The sequence below is a fragment of the Plebeiibacterium marinum genome (assembly GCF_026013615.1).
In the GTDB taxonomy this organism is placed as follows: Bacteria; Bacteroidota; Bacteroidia; order Bacteroidales; family Marinilabiliaceae; genus Saccharicrinis; species Saccharicrinis marinus_A.
Genome location: NZ_JAPDPI010000007.1, coordinates 136,461 through 153,435 on the forward strand (window position 1 = coordinate 136,461; position 16,975 = coordinate 153,435).

At 36.9% G+C, this 16,975-nt stretch carries 12 protein-coding genes; 4 read left to right on the forward strand and 8 right to left on the reverse strand.

What is annotated here, in order from left to right:
* Positions 1-61 precede the first annotated feature (61 nt).
* Both OM074_RS05490 and aroB read right to left on the reverse strand, forming a co-directional pair.
* Positions 62-1,285: a 3-phosphoshikimate 1-carboxyvinyltransferase gene (locus OM074_RS05490; RefSeq protein WP_301198307.1), complete on the reverse strand. Its 1,224-nt coding sequence runs from the start codon at positions 1,283-1,285 to the stop codon at positions 62-64.
* Between the two features lie 13 nt (positions 1,286-1,298).
* The gene (gene aroB / locus OM074_RS05495; RefSeq protein WP_301198308.1) at positions 1,299-2,366 is read right to left on the reverse strand and encodes a 3-dehydroquinate synthase; all 1,068 of its coding nucleotides are present in this window, start codon (positions 2,364-2,366) and stop codon (positions 1,299-1,301) included.
* Between the two features lie 214 nt (positions 2,367-2,580).
* Here aroB and OM074_RS05500 point away from each other — a divergent pair, with 214 nt between their 5' ends.
* The gene (locus OM074_RS05500) at positions 2,581-3,033 is read left to right on the forward strand and encodes a hypothetical protein (protein WP_301198309.1); all 453 of its coding nucleotides are present in this window, start codon (positions 2,581-2,583) and stop codon (positions 3,031-3,033) included.
* Between the two features lie 14 nt (positions 3,034-3,047).
* On the opposite strand, the gene OM074_RS05505 is transcribed toward OM074_RS05500, so the two are convergent.
* The 6 genes from OM074_RS05505 to OM074_RS05530 all read right to left on the reverse strand — a co-directional run bounded on the left by OM074_RS05505 (position 3,048) and on the right by OM074_RS05530 (position 11,756).
* Entirely contained in the window at positions 3,048-3,941 is an 894-nt protein-coding gene (locus OM074_RS05505) for a DUF4249 domain-containing protein (RefSeq protein ID WP_301198310.1), read from the reverse strand.
* Positions 3,942-3,944: 3 nt separating this feature from the next.
* Positions 3,945-6,290 (reverse strand): TonB-dependent receptor, encoded by a 2,346-nt coding sequence (locus OM074_RS05510; protein WP_301198311.1) that lies wholly within the window; start codon positions 6,288-6,290, stop codon positions 3,945-3,947.
* Between the two features lie 619 nt (positions 6,291-6,909).
* A complete protein-coding gene (lpxA, locus tag OM074_RS05515) occupies positions 6,910-7,701 on the reverse strand; it encodes an acyl-ACP--UDP-N-acetylglucosamine O-acyltransferase (RefSeq protein ID WP_301198312.1) in 792 nt (263 codons plus the stop codon).
* A gap of 257 nt (positions 7,702-7,958) precedes the next feature.
* Entirely contained in the window at positions 7,959-9,359 is a 1,401-nt protein-coding gene (locus tag OM074_RS05520) for a bifunctional UDP-3-O-[3-hydroxymyristoyl] N-acetylglucosamine deacetylase/3-hydroxyacyl-ACP dehydratase (protein WP_301198314.1), read from the reverse strand.
* 39 nt (positions 9,360-9,398) lie between these two features.
* Positions 9,399-10,436, reverse strand: coding sequence for a UDP-3-O-(3-hydroxymyristoyl)glucosamine N-acyltransferase (lpxD, locus tag OM074_RS05525; protein ID WP_301198316.1), 1,038 nt, complete (start codon positions 10,434-10,436; stop codon positions 9,399-9,401).
* 51 nt (positions 10,437-10,487) lie between these two features.
* Positions 10,488-11,756: an HD domain-containing protein gene (locus OM074_RS05530; protein WP_301198317.1), complete on the reverse strand. Its 1,269-nt coding sequence runs from the start codon at positions 11,754-11,756 to the stop codon at positions 10,488-10,490.
* Between the two features lie 257 nt (positions 11,757-12,013).
* Here OM074_RS05530 and rimP point away from each other — a divergent pair, with 257 nt between their 5' ends.
* From rimP to infB, 3 genes are all read left to right on the forward strand, one after another.
* On the forward strand, positions 12,014-12,478 hold the full coding sequence (rimP, locus tag OM074_RS05535) for a ribosome assembly cofactor RimP (RefSeq protein ID WP_301198318.1): 465 nt from the start codon (positions 12,014-12,016) through the stop codon (positions 12,476-12,478).
* 21 nt (positions 12,479-12,499) lie between these two features.
* Positions 12,500-13,735 carry a transcription termination factor NusA gene (gene nusA / locus OM074_RS05540; RefSeq protein WP_301198319.1) on the forward strand — a complete coding sequence of 412 codons (1,236 nt, stop codon included), beginning with the start codon at positions 12,500-12,502 and terminating at the stop codon, positions 13,733-13,735.
* Between the two features lie 65 nt (positions 13,736-13,800).
* On the forward strand, positions 13,801-16,785 hold the full coding sequence (gene infB, locus OM074_RS05545; protein ID WP_301198320.1) for a translation initiation factor IF-2: 2,985 nt from the start codon (positions 13,801-13,803) through the stop codon (positions 16,783-16,785).
* Positions 16,786-16,975: the final 190 nt, after the last annotated feature.

The following is a 16,975-nucleotide window of genomic DNA, read 5'->3' on the forward strand; positions in this document are numbered from 1 at the left end:
ATAAAAAAAAGGCAGAAGATCAACCTTCCGCCCTTTTTAAAACTTTATATTCTTAATCAGATTATTCATCTACAGTATAACCGTATTCTTTAAGATGATCCCAAAACTTAGGGTATGACTTAGACACAACTGCAGGGTCATCTACCTTCATATCTCCAATACAAGAAACTGCAGGTGCAAATGCCATAGCCATTCTGTGGTCTTTATAAGTAGAAATACAAGGCACTTCATCCTTTTCACAAGTGGCCCCATCCCAATTTAAGTCGTCAACCTGATTTGATGTGAGTACAAATCCCATCTTTTTCAACTCATCAATCAAAGCGTTGATACGGTCGGTTTCTTTTATTTTAAGCGTTTGTAAACCTGTAAACTTAAATGGCACACCTAAACAACAACAAGCTACTGCAAAAGTCTGAGCCAGGTCAGGTTGTTCAATAAAGTTATATGAAAACTGACTTACTACATTTCCGGTATTCTTTAAAACCAGTCCATTTCTTGTATGCTTTGACTCCACTCCAAGCTGTTTAAACAACTCTGCAACCTTAGCATCACCTTGCTCACTATACCTTTTAACCCCAGTTAGAGTCAGTTCTGCACCTTTATTTAATGCAGCAACTTCAAACCAATAAGAAGCTCCACTCCAATCGGCCTCAACAGTAAAATCAGTTGGCTGGTACACCCCGGCAGGAACAGTAATCACATTATCTTTCCAATGACTTTTCACACCAAACGTTTCCATCATTTTCAATGTCAACAATATATATGGTCGAGAAATAATTTCTCCTGTGAGCGTCAGTCGCAAACCATTCTTCATTGTTGGCCCGATCATCAAAAGGGCAGATATGTACTGGCTACTCACATCTCCGGCCAATTCAAGATCTCCTCCATCCATGGAACTGCCAAAAATACGCAATGGCGGATAGCCTTCCTTTTCGATATATTCAATTTTTGCACCTAGTTTATTCAAAGCCTCAACTAAAATTTTTATTGGCCGCTGCTTCATCCTCTCCGAACCGGTTATTGTCCATTCCCCTACAATCTTCGACAAGAAAGCTGTCAGAAAACGCATGGTGGTACCTGCAGCCCCAACATCAAATTTATTTCCATCAGACTGCAATGCTTTAATCAACAACTGCGTATCATCACTGTCGGATAAATTTTTGATAGGCTTTGAACTATAGGCCAATGCATTTAAAATCAAAGCCCTGTTACTAATACTTTTCGATGTTGGCAGATCAACAGTATAGCTTGAAATATTTTGTGGTGTAGAAACTTTATATTGCATACAACTTATTCTTTTAAACTGACTTATAAAAATTTAATGCCTCAAATATCAATTCTTTAGAGCATGTTTGATTAATTTTTATCTTTCCTATATCTTCAAGTAGTGTGAAATTAATCTGGTTGGCTTCATTCTTCTTGTCATGAGTCATTAAATAGAAAAACTCATCATAATCAGCCTCCTCAAACTCAAACTTACCATAAACAGAATTAATCAGGCCTATAACTTCATGAATCTTATCCATAGGGAAACCACATACCTTATTTCCCAAATATAATTCAGGTATCATCCCATAGGCAACTGCATACCCATGCAAAACCGGACGTCCCTTCTTCATTGCAAAACTCTCGAATGCATGACCTACGGTATGCCCAAAATTCAGTGATTTACGCACATTTTGCTCTGTTGGATCCGCTTTTACAAAATGCTCTTTGATATGAATAGATTTAACTACCAACTCCTTTAATTCTGAAATATCTGCATTTTTAACATCAAAGTCCCTAATAACTTCCCATTCTTCCTGATCGTAGATCAACGCATGTTTGATCATTTCAGCATAACCTGAGCAGATATTTTCTTCATCCTGGCTTTCAACAAAATCAACATCGACCAAAACTGCCGAGGCATGTTTAAACACACCGATCTCATTTTTAAAGCCATGAAAGTTAATTCCTGTTTTCCCTCCCACACTGGCATCCACCTGACTCAACAGGGTAGTGGGGATATTGATGAAGTTTATTCCTCTTTTAAATGTGGCTGCCGCAAATCCTCCCAGGTCACAAGGCATGCCTCCTGCCAGGTTGATTAAGGTTGACTTTCTATCTGCACCATGCGTACTCAAAAACTCCCAAACCTTTGATATTGCCTCAATGTTTTTATTCTGGTCACCTTGCTCAATCACAATCACATTGTCATCATTAAACTCTGGCATACCCTTAATTTTGGGGTAGCAATGCTGATACGAACCGGTATCCATTAACAAGAACACCTTGCCTTTATTGTATTTAGCTATCAATTCCGACAGATCATTCTTTAAATTATCTGCCCCATAAACCCTCGATTCGCTCTCTTCAATTACCTGCATTAATATTTGGTTTTAATACTTTTCTCAACTGTATAAAATATCTGCCAAAAATACATAAAAAAAGCACTTTGCAATACCAATTAGATAGTTAAATGAACTAATAATTATTAAAATAAAACGAAACCATCAACAATATTCGACAATATGTAAATCTTTAGGTACTCCAATGATTTTATACTTTTTTTATGCATTTTTACCATGAAAAATATACACCATGGAAAACAGGAAAACAGCCGGAGCATTTCAACTGCTATTAACGATATTAACCCTTGTATTTTTAACTTTGTTTATTTGCAGCCAGATATTTTCTACAATCTCACTTCCTGAGATTCAATGGGGGAGCGGCATACTCACCGTATTTACTGTTTTTTATTTTATGTCTGGGGGCTTTTATTATATAGAATTATCAAAAGCAGATGATCATTTTGAGATCAAGTTCTATAATTCATTCCCATTCAGCAGACAATTCAAAATGTATAGAATTCCAATAGCTGCATTTATAAAATATGATATTTCAGGCAGCAAATTATTCAAGCGCAAACTGATCCTATACCAAATGTCTTCGAGCCAGATGGCAAAATACCCCCCTATCTACATTTCGGCAATGAGCAAAAAAGATGAACAAAAATTGAGAACATTCTTCAATAACCTAAAGATCGAACAGTAAAAAAAGCAATCCGCTTACTCATCACGCAAATCCAGAATTTCTTTCGTTACTCTTATGGAGTCGCGATCAACAGAATACACCCTGAAGAAACCCTTGGCCCCATTGCTTATATTTCCAGGCACATTGGCTGGCGGACCACTAAACAAAGGAACCTGAATACCGGTTTCTTCCTGTACGGCATCTATAAAATGATAATAATCCTTATTGATGGTTTGCATCTCTAATTTAACCCAATCCCCTTCCTTTAAATGATATTCTGTTTCTTCTCCATCCGATTCCTCTTCAATAATTTGTTGCACAGAAACACCATTTACATCATTTCCATTAAAATACCTGTCCCATGCATATTCTAACTCTGAAATTTTATCCGAGATCAATTCATTGTTTAAGTAAACAGAAAAAGCATAAAAATCTTCCTTATCAGGGTTATCTTTTGAATATAGCAAAACATTCCAGTTTTTATCACCATGAGCGACATCCCATGATAAAGATATTTTATCAATTTTTGTAGGTTCATATAAAACATTGGATGCTGAGTAGCTTTCCACAACTCCATCCCCATCTATATCAACACCCGAAATATCCAATGTATAAACCTGACCATAAATTCCCCTGAAATCGGCAGGAATTATATAAAACCCAGGCCTACCGGCATCCTCGTCCAACTCCAATTGCTTCATCTCATCCCTCAAAATAACTGTAGCTCCAGAAACCGGAGGATTAGGGACATTACTAAAAAACTCCGATGAAACTGATAAAATTACTTCATGATCACGAACTTCATCGGTAAAGGCTGCATCCACAACCAACACGGGCTCCCCCGACTTAAGATCCATTGTAATTTCTTCGGTACATGAAACAAAGACTACACATACCAAAAGCAAAATATTTATAATAATACTACGCATAACCTAAAATTTGAAATTATATGTTACTGAAGGAACAAACTGAAATAAATATGTTTTTTGAGCAGTTGACTTATATGGGTCATCCTCATCCTGCTCAAAATAAATTGACCATGCATTTTTTCTTCCATATAAATTATAGACTGCAAAGTTCCATTCCCCTTCCCATTTCCTACCTTCTTTCTTTTTATTTTTTATCGTGAAAGACAGATCCATTCGATGATAATCAGGAAGCTGTTCTTCATTCCTCTTTGAATATAACGGAATAATATCTCCTCCTACAAACATCCTTCCATTGGGTGCAGTAAACGGCGCACCACTAAAATAAACCCAATTCAAACTCAGTTGACTTCGCTTACCCAGCTTATGGTTAAGCACAACTGAAATATCATGATCGTGATTATAAGGCGACAGGTACTTTTCTCCATTATTAATTTCATCAAATTTTCGCCACGATTTACTCCATGTATATCCTAACCAACCACTAAATCTTTCTTTGCGGAATTTCACCAATAACTCAACTCCATAAGCCCATGATTCTCCAGTGCGCACTTCGCCCTCCATCTTATCATTCAGTAACAAATCAGGATGATCCTTAAAATCAATGGAATTATCCATATCCTTATAAAATGTCTCCACAGAAGTTTCAACTGTATTATCTGCAAAATTTTTAAACAACCCAACCGAAAACTGATCACAAACTTGCGGCTTAATGTTGGGCGACGACATAAACCACACATCCAAGGGAGTAGTAGATGTTGAGTTGGTTGCCAAATGAATATACTGCCGGGTTCGTGAATAACTAGATTTCAGTGACGTGGTATTATTTAAAATATAGGAAGCGCCTACCCTGGGCTCCAAGCCCCAATAAGAATTAAATAGCTCACCACTCCCATACTTGTCCTCACCAACAACATCATAATCATCATCAAACCGAAATATTGTTCCTTTACCAATATTCTGCAAACCAGACAACCTCAATCCATATTTTACATTTAACCTCGACCCAAACTTCTGGCTATTACTAATATAAACTCCATGCTCCAAACCATTTGAATCGGGCACATCCACTTTGCTAAAAAGAGCATCATCTCCTTCTCCCTGCGCAGTTCCTGGTTTTATTGTGTGATAAATGCTTTGCAACCCAAACGACAGCGTGTTATTTGGGTTAAGATAATAGTTATAATCAAGCTTCAGGCTATAATCCCTCAACCTGCTCTTCCATGTAAATTCAGAAGCCTCCTCATTGGTTCCCAATTTGTAATCATACTTACTCCCAATAAAAGTAATATTTGAAAAAAGCTTAGGGTTATAAACATGATTCCACCTAAGGGTATAGGTCTGATTTCCGAAATCCATTTTCGAATTTACATCCTTAAACACATCCCTCCCCATGTAAGTACTTAGATACAACCTATTATTATTATTGATAACATGCTTCAATTTGGCATTAACATCATAGAAAAAAAGCTTGCTATCCTTGGCTCCTTCATCTGATGCAAGGGGTAAAAAAAGATCTGCATATGTTCTCCTGCCACTAACAATAAAAGAAGTTTTATCTTTTATAATCGGCCCCTCCAGAGTCAATCTCGAAGATATTAATCCAATCCCCCCTTTTGCTTCAATTTTTTTATTACTGCCATCATTCATCCTTACATCAACCAGGGAGGACAACCGACCGCCTGAGGAAGCCGGAACATCACCCTTATACAATTTTACATCTTTGATTGCGTCATTATTAAACACAGAAAAGAACCCCAACATATGACCTGCATTATAAACAATAGCCTCGTCCAATAATATCAGATTCTGATCCGGGTTCCCTCCCCGCACACTAAATCCACTAGCCCCTTCACTTGTGGCTTGTACTCCCGGCATCAATTGCAACACCTTGATAACATCCACTTCTCCCATCAGGGCCGGAACCGATTTAACATCCTTGCTCTGTAACTTTTGAACACTCATTTGAGGATCCCGAACATTAGCATCCAACTTTTTACCAGATACCACAACCTCCTGAAGGCTCTCCGTTTCCTGGAACAATTCTATATTCAGGCTAACATCTGTATTAATTTCCAGCTCTCTGGTTACTGTTTTAAATCCCATATACACATACTCAATGGTATATTTTCCCGGCTCAACACTAAAGGAATAAAAACCATATAAGTTTGAGATCGTCCCGGTTTTGAGCTCTTTAAAATACACAGTTGCTCCTATTAACAACTCCCCGTTTTGGCCATCTTTGATATATCCGCTTAAAACAACATTATCACTCAAGACGGGGGGAACAGAATACCCTTTTGTATTAATAAAACTTATTATAAATACTATAAAAACTATTTTCTTATACATCCAATTAATTTTCTATTATTCATTTCAAGGACAAAGGTCTGTATTAAAAGTTGCAAAATAACAACAAAAAAAAACCTGCCTTTATAAAAAGACAGGTTCTTTATTCTCTAGAATCAGATTTTTTGAGTGGGATAGACAACTCGTTTAAGATACGGTTCAAAGATAGAAAGCAATTTTACAAACGAACAGCCATACATAAAAAAGTCCCGGCTGTATTTCTTATTGCAAAGTAAGAAAGGAACCAAAAAAAACACTAATTTAATGCGTGACAAATCCGTGACAAAACACATGTCATTCTTTAACAACAACTTACAAAGACCATTTTCCTGCATTAATTTATCATAAAAACCCAACACTTATCAAAAAATCATAAAATAAATTTCTATCATTTACTATATTTTCCCTTTACCTTAAAAATTTCATACCGTGTAAAACCATTATTTCCACAGAAAAACTCATTTACCATTTCGCCTATCCTCCCAGATTATTATAGTATAAAATGACGATTTCGGATCAAAGATTAAAACCTGGCAAAAATCTTGTTTCAATTTTTTAGCAAAAAAAAAAGCCGGTCTGCTCGCTAAGGAACAAACCGGCTTACAATATTTTTTTAAAGCAACTATCTATCTGATGTAGATGTATACCCTTTTATAATTCCTCTTTGAGAATTTTTTATAAACAGTACAATTTCATCCCGCTCTTTAGATGCTGGAAGTTCAGCCTCGATTTTTTCAATAGCATCTGAGTTGTTTAATCCACTTTGATAAAGTACCCTGTAGATATTCTGAATACCATTTATCTGTTCGTTAGTATAATTCCTTCTTCGCAATCCGATTGAATTGATACCCCCGTAAGACATTTTAGTATTACCTACCTTAACATACGGTGGAACATCTTTGCTTAGCAAGGAGCCTCCCTGAATCATAACATGAGACCCAATGTGTACAAACTGATGTATTGCCGATGTTCCACCAATAATGGCAAAATCATCGATCCTAACTTCACCGGCCACCTGTGTAGCATTAGCAATAATTACATTATTACCAACTATTGCATCATGTGCAATATGAGTATAAGCCATCAAAAGGCAATTATTACCTACTACCGTTTTACCTCTGGAAGCGGTTCCCCTGTTTACCGTAACACACTCCCTGATAGTTGTATTATCACCAATAACTGCTAACGAATCTTCTCCTGCAAATTTCAGATCTTGAGGAACGGCAGCAATAACTGCTCCCGGGAAAATATTACAATTTTTGCCAATTCGGGCTCCCTCTAATATTGTAACATTTGATCCTATCCTGGTTCCTTCCTCAATTACTACATTTTTATCTATAGTAACAAACGGCTCGATAACTACATTTGAAGCTATCTTGGCATCAGGATGAATATATGCCAAAGGTTGTTTCATATTTTCTTGTTTTGTTTTTTCTGCCTCTTTTGGCTCGAACTGAATTGTTTGTGCCTCTTCCAAATCAATAAATTAAGTTATTCAGGTATATTCATTAATGTTGCTAATATTTGATTACAAAAAATAAGTATACCTGAAAAAATTCCGGTGCGAAAATAGTTCAACTATCTTAATAAAAAAAATAAAATGCTATTATTAAACCCCAAGCGCTTAATATACAACATGAACAAACTATTTCTTTGAACCAATCAGCAAACTTATGCTTTATTTTTAGTCACATTAGCCATAAACTCCCCTTCTGCGACAACTGCATCACCCACGAAGGCTGTTCCACGCATATTTGCTACACCTCTTCTGATGGGGGTTAATAAATCAAGTTTAAAAATAACTGTATCCCCGGGCACTACTTTTTTCCTGAATTTAATATTATCCATTTTCATGAAGTAAGTAGAATAATTTTCAGGGTCTTCAACCTGATTTAACACAAAGATACCACCACATTGAGCCATAGCTTCAACCAATAAAACACCTGGCATTACCGGCTCTGTAGGGAAGTGCCCCTGAAAAAACGGTTCATTTACGGTAATATTTTTTATTCCTACAACAAAATTTTCTTGCAGATCAATAATTTTATCAATTAAAAGGAATGGATAACGGTGTGGCAACATCCCCCTTATCTGGTTAATATCAAAAACCGGCTCTTTAGAAAGATTGTACTCAGGCACAACAGGCTTATTGGCACATTTCTTTATTTCGCATCTCAACATTTTTGCGAACTCAACATTAGACTGATGGCCAGGACGTGTTGCAATGATTTTGCCTTTTATAGGCAACCCTGCCAAACACAAATCCCCTATAATATCCAACAGTTTATGTCGGGCAGGCTCGTTCTGATGCACTAACTCCAGGTTATTCAATATACCAATTGGTTTTACTTCAACACGGGGCTGGTTAAACAAGTCTGCCAAGCGATCCAATTCCTCCTGAGAAACTTCTTTGTCCATTATAATAATGGCATTATCAAGATCCCCACCCTTAATCAGGTTGTGTTCCATCAACATCTCCACTTCATGCAAAAACACGAAAGTACGACATGCACTAACTTCTTCCTCAAAGTTATCTAACGACTCTAAAGATGCAAACTGGTTTCCTAACAATATTGAATTATTAAAAGAAACATGCGTATCCACACTAAAGGTGTCGTCGGGGATGGCAACTATTTTAACGCCTTTTTCCTTGTCCTCATAAACCATTTTCTCTTTAATGACAAAGTACTTGCGTTCTTCATTTTGTTCTTCTATACCAACGCTTTTGATAGCATCCACAAAATATTTTGAACTCCCATCAAGAATCGGAACCTCAGGGCCATCAACTTCGATTAAACAATTATCTACTCCTAAACCCCTCAATGCCGCAAGACTGTGTTCTATGGTACTTACCGAAACATCTTTTTTTTGCAGTACAGTTCCTCTCTCTGTAAAAGAAACATTTTCAGCAACGGCATCAATTATGGGTTGCCCTTCAATATCCACCCTTTTAAATTTGTAACCATGGTTAACCGGGGCAGGGTTCAATACTAAATTTACAACAGCTCCAGTATGAAGGCCTTTTCCTGTGAGCGTTACACTATTTGCTAAAGTATTTTGATTTTCAATCATAACAATGACATATGAATACCAGGCGAAACAACCAGTATGTTATTCCCCTTTTAGTTTTTTAATTTCCTCTTTTAGTTCTTTTACCTGCGCCGCTAAATTTGGCAATTGTTTAAAATTTGCAAAAGTACGCGCATATACTTTGGCATCCTGTGCAGGAATACCCCTCAACCAAACATCTTTTTTTGTTACATTTTTACTTACGGCTGTATATGCACTAAGCTTAACCTCGTCTGCAACAGTCAAGTGTCCTGCTACGCCGGTATGCCCACCAAACATACAATTTTTACCCACCTTCGCTGATCCTGCAATTGCGGTAAGAGCAGCCATAACAGTATTATCGCCAATTTCTGCATTATGAGCAATCTGAATCAAATTATCAAGCTTAACTCCCTTATGCACAATGGTAGATCCCATAGTTGCTCTGTCTACTGTAGTATTTGCCCCTATCTCAACATCATCTTCAAGTACCACATTTCCCAATTGAGGTATTTTTGTAAACACGCCATCCTCACCCGGTGCAAAACCAAACCCATCAGAACCCACAACACTTCCTGCATGTAAGATACAATTAGAACCGATTTTACAACCCTGATATATTTTTACTCCTGCATAAACAACCGTGTTATCACCAATAGTAACATTATCGCCAATATATGCATTAGGATATATACTCACATTATCGCCAATAGTAACATTATCACCAAGGTATGCAAAGGCTCCCACATAAGGAAATTCGCCTATCGAAGCGCTTTCTGAAATATATGATGGCTGTTCAATACCTGATTTTTTAGGCATAGACTCCGCATACATTTGCATTAGCTTAGCTACGGCCACATACGCATCCTCCACCTGAATCATGGTTGCTTCCACTTTATGCTCTGGCTCAAACGACTTGTTAACAAGGACAATCGAAGCCTTGGTTTCATAAATGTATTTGGTGTATTTGGGATTAGATAGAAATGAAATCGTTCCCGGTTTACCGTCTTCTATTTTAGATACATTGTTAACAGTAGCATCCGGGTCCCCAACAACAACCCCTTCAATTAATTCTGCAATTTGCTTAGCTGAAAATTCCATTTTATAAAATTTGGTGCAAATCTAATAATATTATCCTCTTAATAAAAAACCCTAACTAATTTCGCCGACCCATTTACGCAACGACTTAGGATAACAAAGCACATTTTTCTTTACGTTTTTCCCTAAAACAGAAAGGTTTAATATATCCGAGGCCTCGGATATATCCTTGACTTCACCACCCGAATAAAGTATATTAATTTGCTCATCTTTTATGCTGTAGGCATGATTTTCAATCACATCTGTATATACAAAACAGTTTATTTCATCTTTATTTTGAAGTGCATACATCCCTTTCACCCTTTCTTTTATTTGTTTAACCACAGCCTTATCAAATGGTTCTTTTCTCAACTCTATATGCAACAACTCCCTATTATAGAGCATTTGCGACAACTCTGACAGCACAAAATCCGGATGTTTTATCCATATTTTTATTGCAGTCATAATATCACCATCATCCAGCATTACAAAATTCTCAATAGCAGCACCTCCATTACCAAAATCATGAATATCCAACTTGTTCTTTAAAAAATATAACAACTGGGGAGGGGCAAACAATTCAACACCATTGCCACATAGCTGACGTGCCCGTTTTAGAACTTTCATCAGCATAAGTTCAGCAACCAAAGCGGTTTTATGCAAATAAACCTGCCAATACATCAACCTTCGGGCAATTAAAAACTTTTCTATCGAATAAATACCTTTTGATTCAACCACAAGCTGATCATCGGCCACATGGAGCATTTTGATAATCCTGTCGGAACCGATTACACCTTCCGTAACTCCAGAAAAAAAACTATCTCTTTTCAGATAGTCCAAACGATCCATATCGAGTTGGCTACTAACGAGCTGATGAAGGAATTTCTTGGGGTATCCATCCTTGAAAATTTCTATTGCCAGACTTAATTCTCCTCCAAATTCAACATTAAGGCTATTCATAAGGGCAAGTGATATATCTTCATGATCTACACCTTCTACAACAGAAGACTCCAATGCATGAGAAAATGGCCCATGCCCAATATCATGTAATAAAATTGCTATATGTACAGCTTTTGATTCTTCACTGGTAATCTCTACCCCTTTACTTTTGAGCACACTAACTGCCGAACTCATTAAATGCATTGCCCCAACAGCATGTTGAAACCTATTATGCATTGCTCCAGGATAAACCAAAGACGTTAACCCCAATTGCTTTATCCCCCTTAGTCGTTGAAAAAACCTATGCTGAAGCAACTCATAAATAATAGCAAACGGAACTTTTACAAATCCATGTACCGGGTCATTTATAATTTTAAGTTTATTAACTATATAATTCTTGTCCATACTATGTTATTAGAATTAAACCATTGCAATCCATTGTATTTAAAAATGAATTTGATTGATTTCGCAATATAATAAATGCCTATGGTTATCAATGCATAGTTAAATGTTATAATCAAAATCAATCCACGTTTTATATTAAAACGAATAAACTGCTTTACCTTGCATATTAATTACTTTATAATTATCTTTGTGCCGGATTTTAATAAAATGTCTTAGAGATAGGGGGCGACAGTCCCCTATTTTATTACCATTAGACTATGATTACAAAGGAATTAATTAATACTATAATTGAGGAAAAATTAACCTCTGACGAGTGTTATCTGGTAGACCTGAAAGTCTCAGCCGGAAATAAAATTACGGTATTAATTGACAGTTTAATCGGCATTAACATTGATTACTGTATTCAAATAAGCCGATTGATTGAAGGCTCCCTTGACAGGGAAGTTGAAGATTTTGAGCTTGAGGTTTCCACCCCCGGGTTAGGGCAAGCCTTTAAGGTTCACCAACAATACGTTAAAAATATTGGACGTGACATTGAAGTCATTCCTCTTGAAGGAGCACCTCTAAAAGGAAAGTTAACCGAGGTATCTGATGAATGCTTTACTATTCAGGAAGAAAAGAAGGTTAAAATTGAAGGGAAGAAGAAAAAAGAATTAAAAACATTTAGTCACAACTATAAGTTTGACGAAATAAAATCAGCAAAACTAATTATTTCGTTTTAACAAGCTGGCAAAGAACAAGTCATGGAGAACATTAATTTAATTGACACATTTTCAGAGTTTAAAGAACTAAAAAGCATTGATCGTGCAACAATGATCAGGGTGCTTGAGGACTCTTTCAGAAGCGTTTTGATCAAACGTTTTGGGACTGACGAGAATTTCGATGTTATTATCAACACCGATAAAGGTGACTTTGAAATATGGAGAAACAGGGAAATTGTTGAAGATGATGAATTAGAAGACGAAAACCTTCAAATTTCTCTAACTGATGCAAAAAAAATTGATGAAGATTATGAGGTTGGCGAAGAGGTAACCGATGAAGTAAAATTCCTTGATTTTGGGAGAAGGGCAATTTTAAGCCTACGCCAAAACTTATCTGCCCGTATTCTTGAATTAGAAAAAGATAACATTTACCATAAATATAAAGATAAGATTGGTGATATTGTTACCGGAGAAGTATATCAGATCTGGAAAAGAGAAATCCTGATTCAGGATGATGAAGGTAATGAATTGATACTTCCCAAGGCTGAACAAATTCCATCTGATTTCTTTAGAAAAGGTGACAATGTAAGAGCTGTTGTGGTTAGGGTTGAAATCAGAAACAACAATCCATTAATCATCATCTCCAGAACATCACCGGTTTTCCTTGAAAGACTTTTCGAGCTTGAAGTTCCTGAGATTTTTGATGGATTAATTACTATCAAAAAAATTGTAAGGGTTCCAGGTGAAAGAGCAAAGGTTGCCGTGGAGTCTTATGACGAAAGAATTGATCCGGTAGGAGCTTGTGTTGGAATGAAAGGAAGCCGTATACACGGTATAGTAAGAGAATTACGAAACGAAAATATTGATGTAATCAATTATACTTCAAATGTTCAGCTATTTATACAAAGGTCATTAAACCCTGCAAAAATTAATAGCATTAAATTATTTGAAGATGACAAAAGAGCCCAGGTTTACCTTCGTCCTGAAGAAGTTAGTTTGGCCATTGGTAAAGGCGGTTTAAACATCAAGCTAGCCAGTCAGCTTACCGGCTACGAGCTAGATGTTTATCGCGAAATGGAAGAAGACGACGAAGATGTAAACTTAGATGAATTCGCAGATGAAATTGAACCATGGATTCTGGACGAAATCAAAGCAATAGGATGCGATACTGCAAAATCAGTATTGGACTTGACTGTTGAAGATCTGGTAAAACGGACTGATTTAGAACAAGAAACTATTGAAGAAGTAATACGAATATTGAGTGCAGAATTTGAATAAATCTACTATTTTTGTCTGCATCAATAATATAAGCATTTAATTAAGAGAAATCATTAATTCCCAATATGGCAGTTGGTAAAACAAATAGGTTAAGTAAAGTTGCAAGAGAGTTTAATGTAGGAATTCACACTATTGTTGAGTTTCTGGAGAAAAAAGGTTTTGACGTAGAATTAAATCCCAACACCAAGTTATCGGACGAAATGTATCACCACATTGAGGGTGAGTACAGTACGGATTTAAGCGTTAGGAAGAAATCTGAAGCCCTTAGCAAACAAAAGGCTCAAAAGGAGACTATCTCAATCGAAGATATCAGGAAAGATTTAGATGCCCCTAAAAGCAAGGAAGAGCCTAAAAAAGAAGAACCTAAAGTTGAAAGGTTTGACATTCCAAAGGTTAAAGGACCCAAAGTTCTTGATAAAATTGATTTGAACCAAGTTTCAAAGAAAAAACAAGAGACAAAAGAACCTGAACAAAAGCAGGAACCTGCTATTGAAGAGCCTGTAGTTAAGGAAGAAAAAGAAACAAAACCAAAGGAAAAACCTGCTGAAGTACCAGCAGAGCCAAAAAAAACTGAGGAACCACAAAAACCAGCTGCCAAAAAAAATATTGAGGAACCTAAAGTTGTTGGCAAAATTGATATTGATGCTTTTAAAAAGCCTCAAAAACAAAATAAGCAGGAACCAAAAGAAAAGACTCAGAAGCCCGTTTCTGAGGATAAAAAGGTTGTAGAGACTACCAAAAAGCCCATAGTTTCAGAAAAAACTAAAGAAGCTTCTAAACCATCTCCTGCTCCACAGAAAAAGGAAGAACAAACTCAGGAAAAGACAGAGGTGAAAGAGGATTTATTTAAACCTACGCAGGTTAAAAAACTATCAGGGCCCACAGTTGTTGGAAAAATTGAATTACCAACTGCACCTGCTAAATCAGATAATAATTCTGATAAAAACAAAAAGAAGAAAAGGAAGCGCATCAGAAAAGATAAAGAGCGCGTAAACATAAATGACAAGTCAACTCAACAAGGAGGAGACCAACAAGGCGGCCAAAAACAAAAGCCACAAGGAGATCGCAACAAAAACCAGCGAAATCAGGATAAACAAAACCGCCGTCACAAAAATGCACCTCGCCGTCCGGTAAAAGCTGAGATCAGCGAAGAAGACGTACAAAAGCAAATTAAGGATACCTTAGCAAGGCTAACTGCAAATAAAGGTAAATCCAAAGCTTCCCGTCACAGAAGGGATAAAAGGGATGCTGTCAGCCAGAAGCATATGGCTGAAATGGAGAAGGCAATCCAGGAAAAAAATATTATTAAAGTAGCCGAGTTCGTAACAGTGGCAGAACTTGCTACCATGATGAATGTTCAGGTAAATCAGATTATTGCATCATGTATGAGCCTGGGATTATTTGTTTCTATCAACCAACGATTGGATGCAGAAACCATTTCTTTGGTAGCTGAAGAATTTGACCACCAGGTTGAATTTATCAGTGTTGAAGTAGCATCTGCAATTGAAGAAGAAGAAGAAATTGATGAAAGCTTATTGGAAGAGCGCTCTCCTATTGTAACTGTAATGGGACACGTTGACCACGGTAAGACTTCATTACTTGACCACATACGTAATGCCAATGTAATTCAAGGTGAAGCAGGGGGTATTACCCAGCATATTGGTGCCTATTCGGTAACCCTTGATTCAGGAAGAAAGATAACATTCCTGGATACTCCTGGTCACGAGGCCTTTACTGCAATGCGTGCTCGTGGTGCTCAGGTTACAGATATTGCCATTATTATTGTAGCAGCAGATGACAATGTGATGCCTCAAACTATTGAAGCCATCAACCATGCCTCCGCAGCAGGTGTGCCAATTGTATTTGCTATAAACAAAATTGACAAGCCAGGTGCAAATCCAGATAGAATCAAGGAAGAACTTGCCAATATGAATTACCTGGTTGAAGACTGGGGTGGGAAATATCAGTGTCAGGAAATATCTGCTAAAAACGGAATCAATATTGAAGAACTTCTTGAAAAGGTTCTTTTAGAAGCTGATTTACTAGAACTAAAAGCTGTTAAAGACAAAAAAGCTGTTGGGACAGTTATCGAATCATCGCTAGATAAAGGACGAGGATATCTTACTACTGTTCTGGTTGAATCCGGCACATTAAAGATTGGAGATATTATTTTGGCGGGTAGTTACATGGGCCACGTAAAGGCCATGTTTAACGAACGTAATAAAAAAATTGATGAAGCAGGGCCTTCGGAACCGGTACTAATGCTTGGTTTAAATGGTGCACCACAAGCAGGTGAGAAGTTTAATGTGATGGAAAATGAGCGTGAAGCTAAAGAAATCACAAATAAACGTATCCAGCTTCAGCGTGAGCAAGGCATGAGAACCAAAAAGCATATTACTCTTGATGAAATTGGCCGTCGTATTGCAATTGGTAACTTCCAGGAGCTTAACGTAATTGTTAAAGGTGATGTGGATGGTTCTATTGAAGCCCTATCTGATTCATTGATCAAACTATCAACAGATGAAATTCAGGTAAATGTAATTCATAAGGCTGTAGGTCAGATTTCAGAATCCGATATTATGCTTGCAGCAGCTTCCAATGCAATTGTAATTGGATTCCAGGTTCGTCCTTCAATGGCTGCTCGAAAGGTTGCAGAAAAAGAAGAGATAGACATCAGATTGTACTCAATCATTTATGATGCCATCGAAGAGTTGAAATCTGCAATGGAAGGTATGCTTTCTCCAGAAATTAAAGAACAGGTCACTTCTACTTTGGAGGTTCGTGAAACCTTTAAGATTACAAAAGTTGGAACCATTGCCGGATGTATGGTTAAGGAAGGTAAGATTAAGCGTAACTCTAAAGTTCGCCTGATACGCGAAGGTATTGTAATATATACTGGAGATTTGGCCGCCTTGAAGCGATTTAAGGATGATGCGAAAGAGGTTGCTTCCGGATACGAATGTGGTGTAAGCATTACAAACTACAACGACATTAAAGTTGGCGACTTAATTGAAGCATTTGAAGAAGTTGAAGTATCAAGAACATTATAAGTCTTAAATAATAGACTCGTAGATAATATAAAGGGGTGCCCTGCAAAGGTACCCCTTTTATTATTTCCAAAAGTTTAGTGCACAAAATTTATCCAAAAAAAAAGCCTGAGACTAATCCCAGGCCTTGATGTTATTTATAATATTGAATTAGCTGATGTGCTCTTTATATTGGTCTGCAGTTAATAATTCA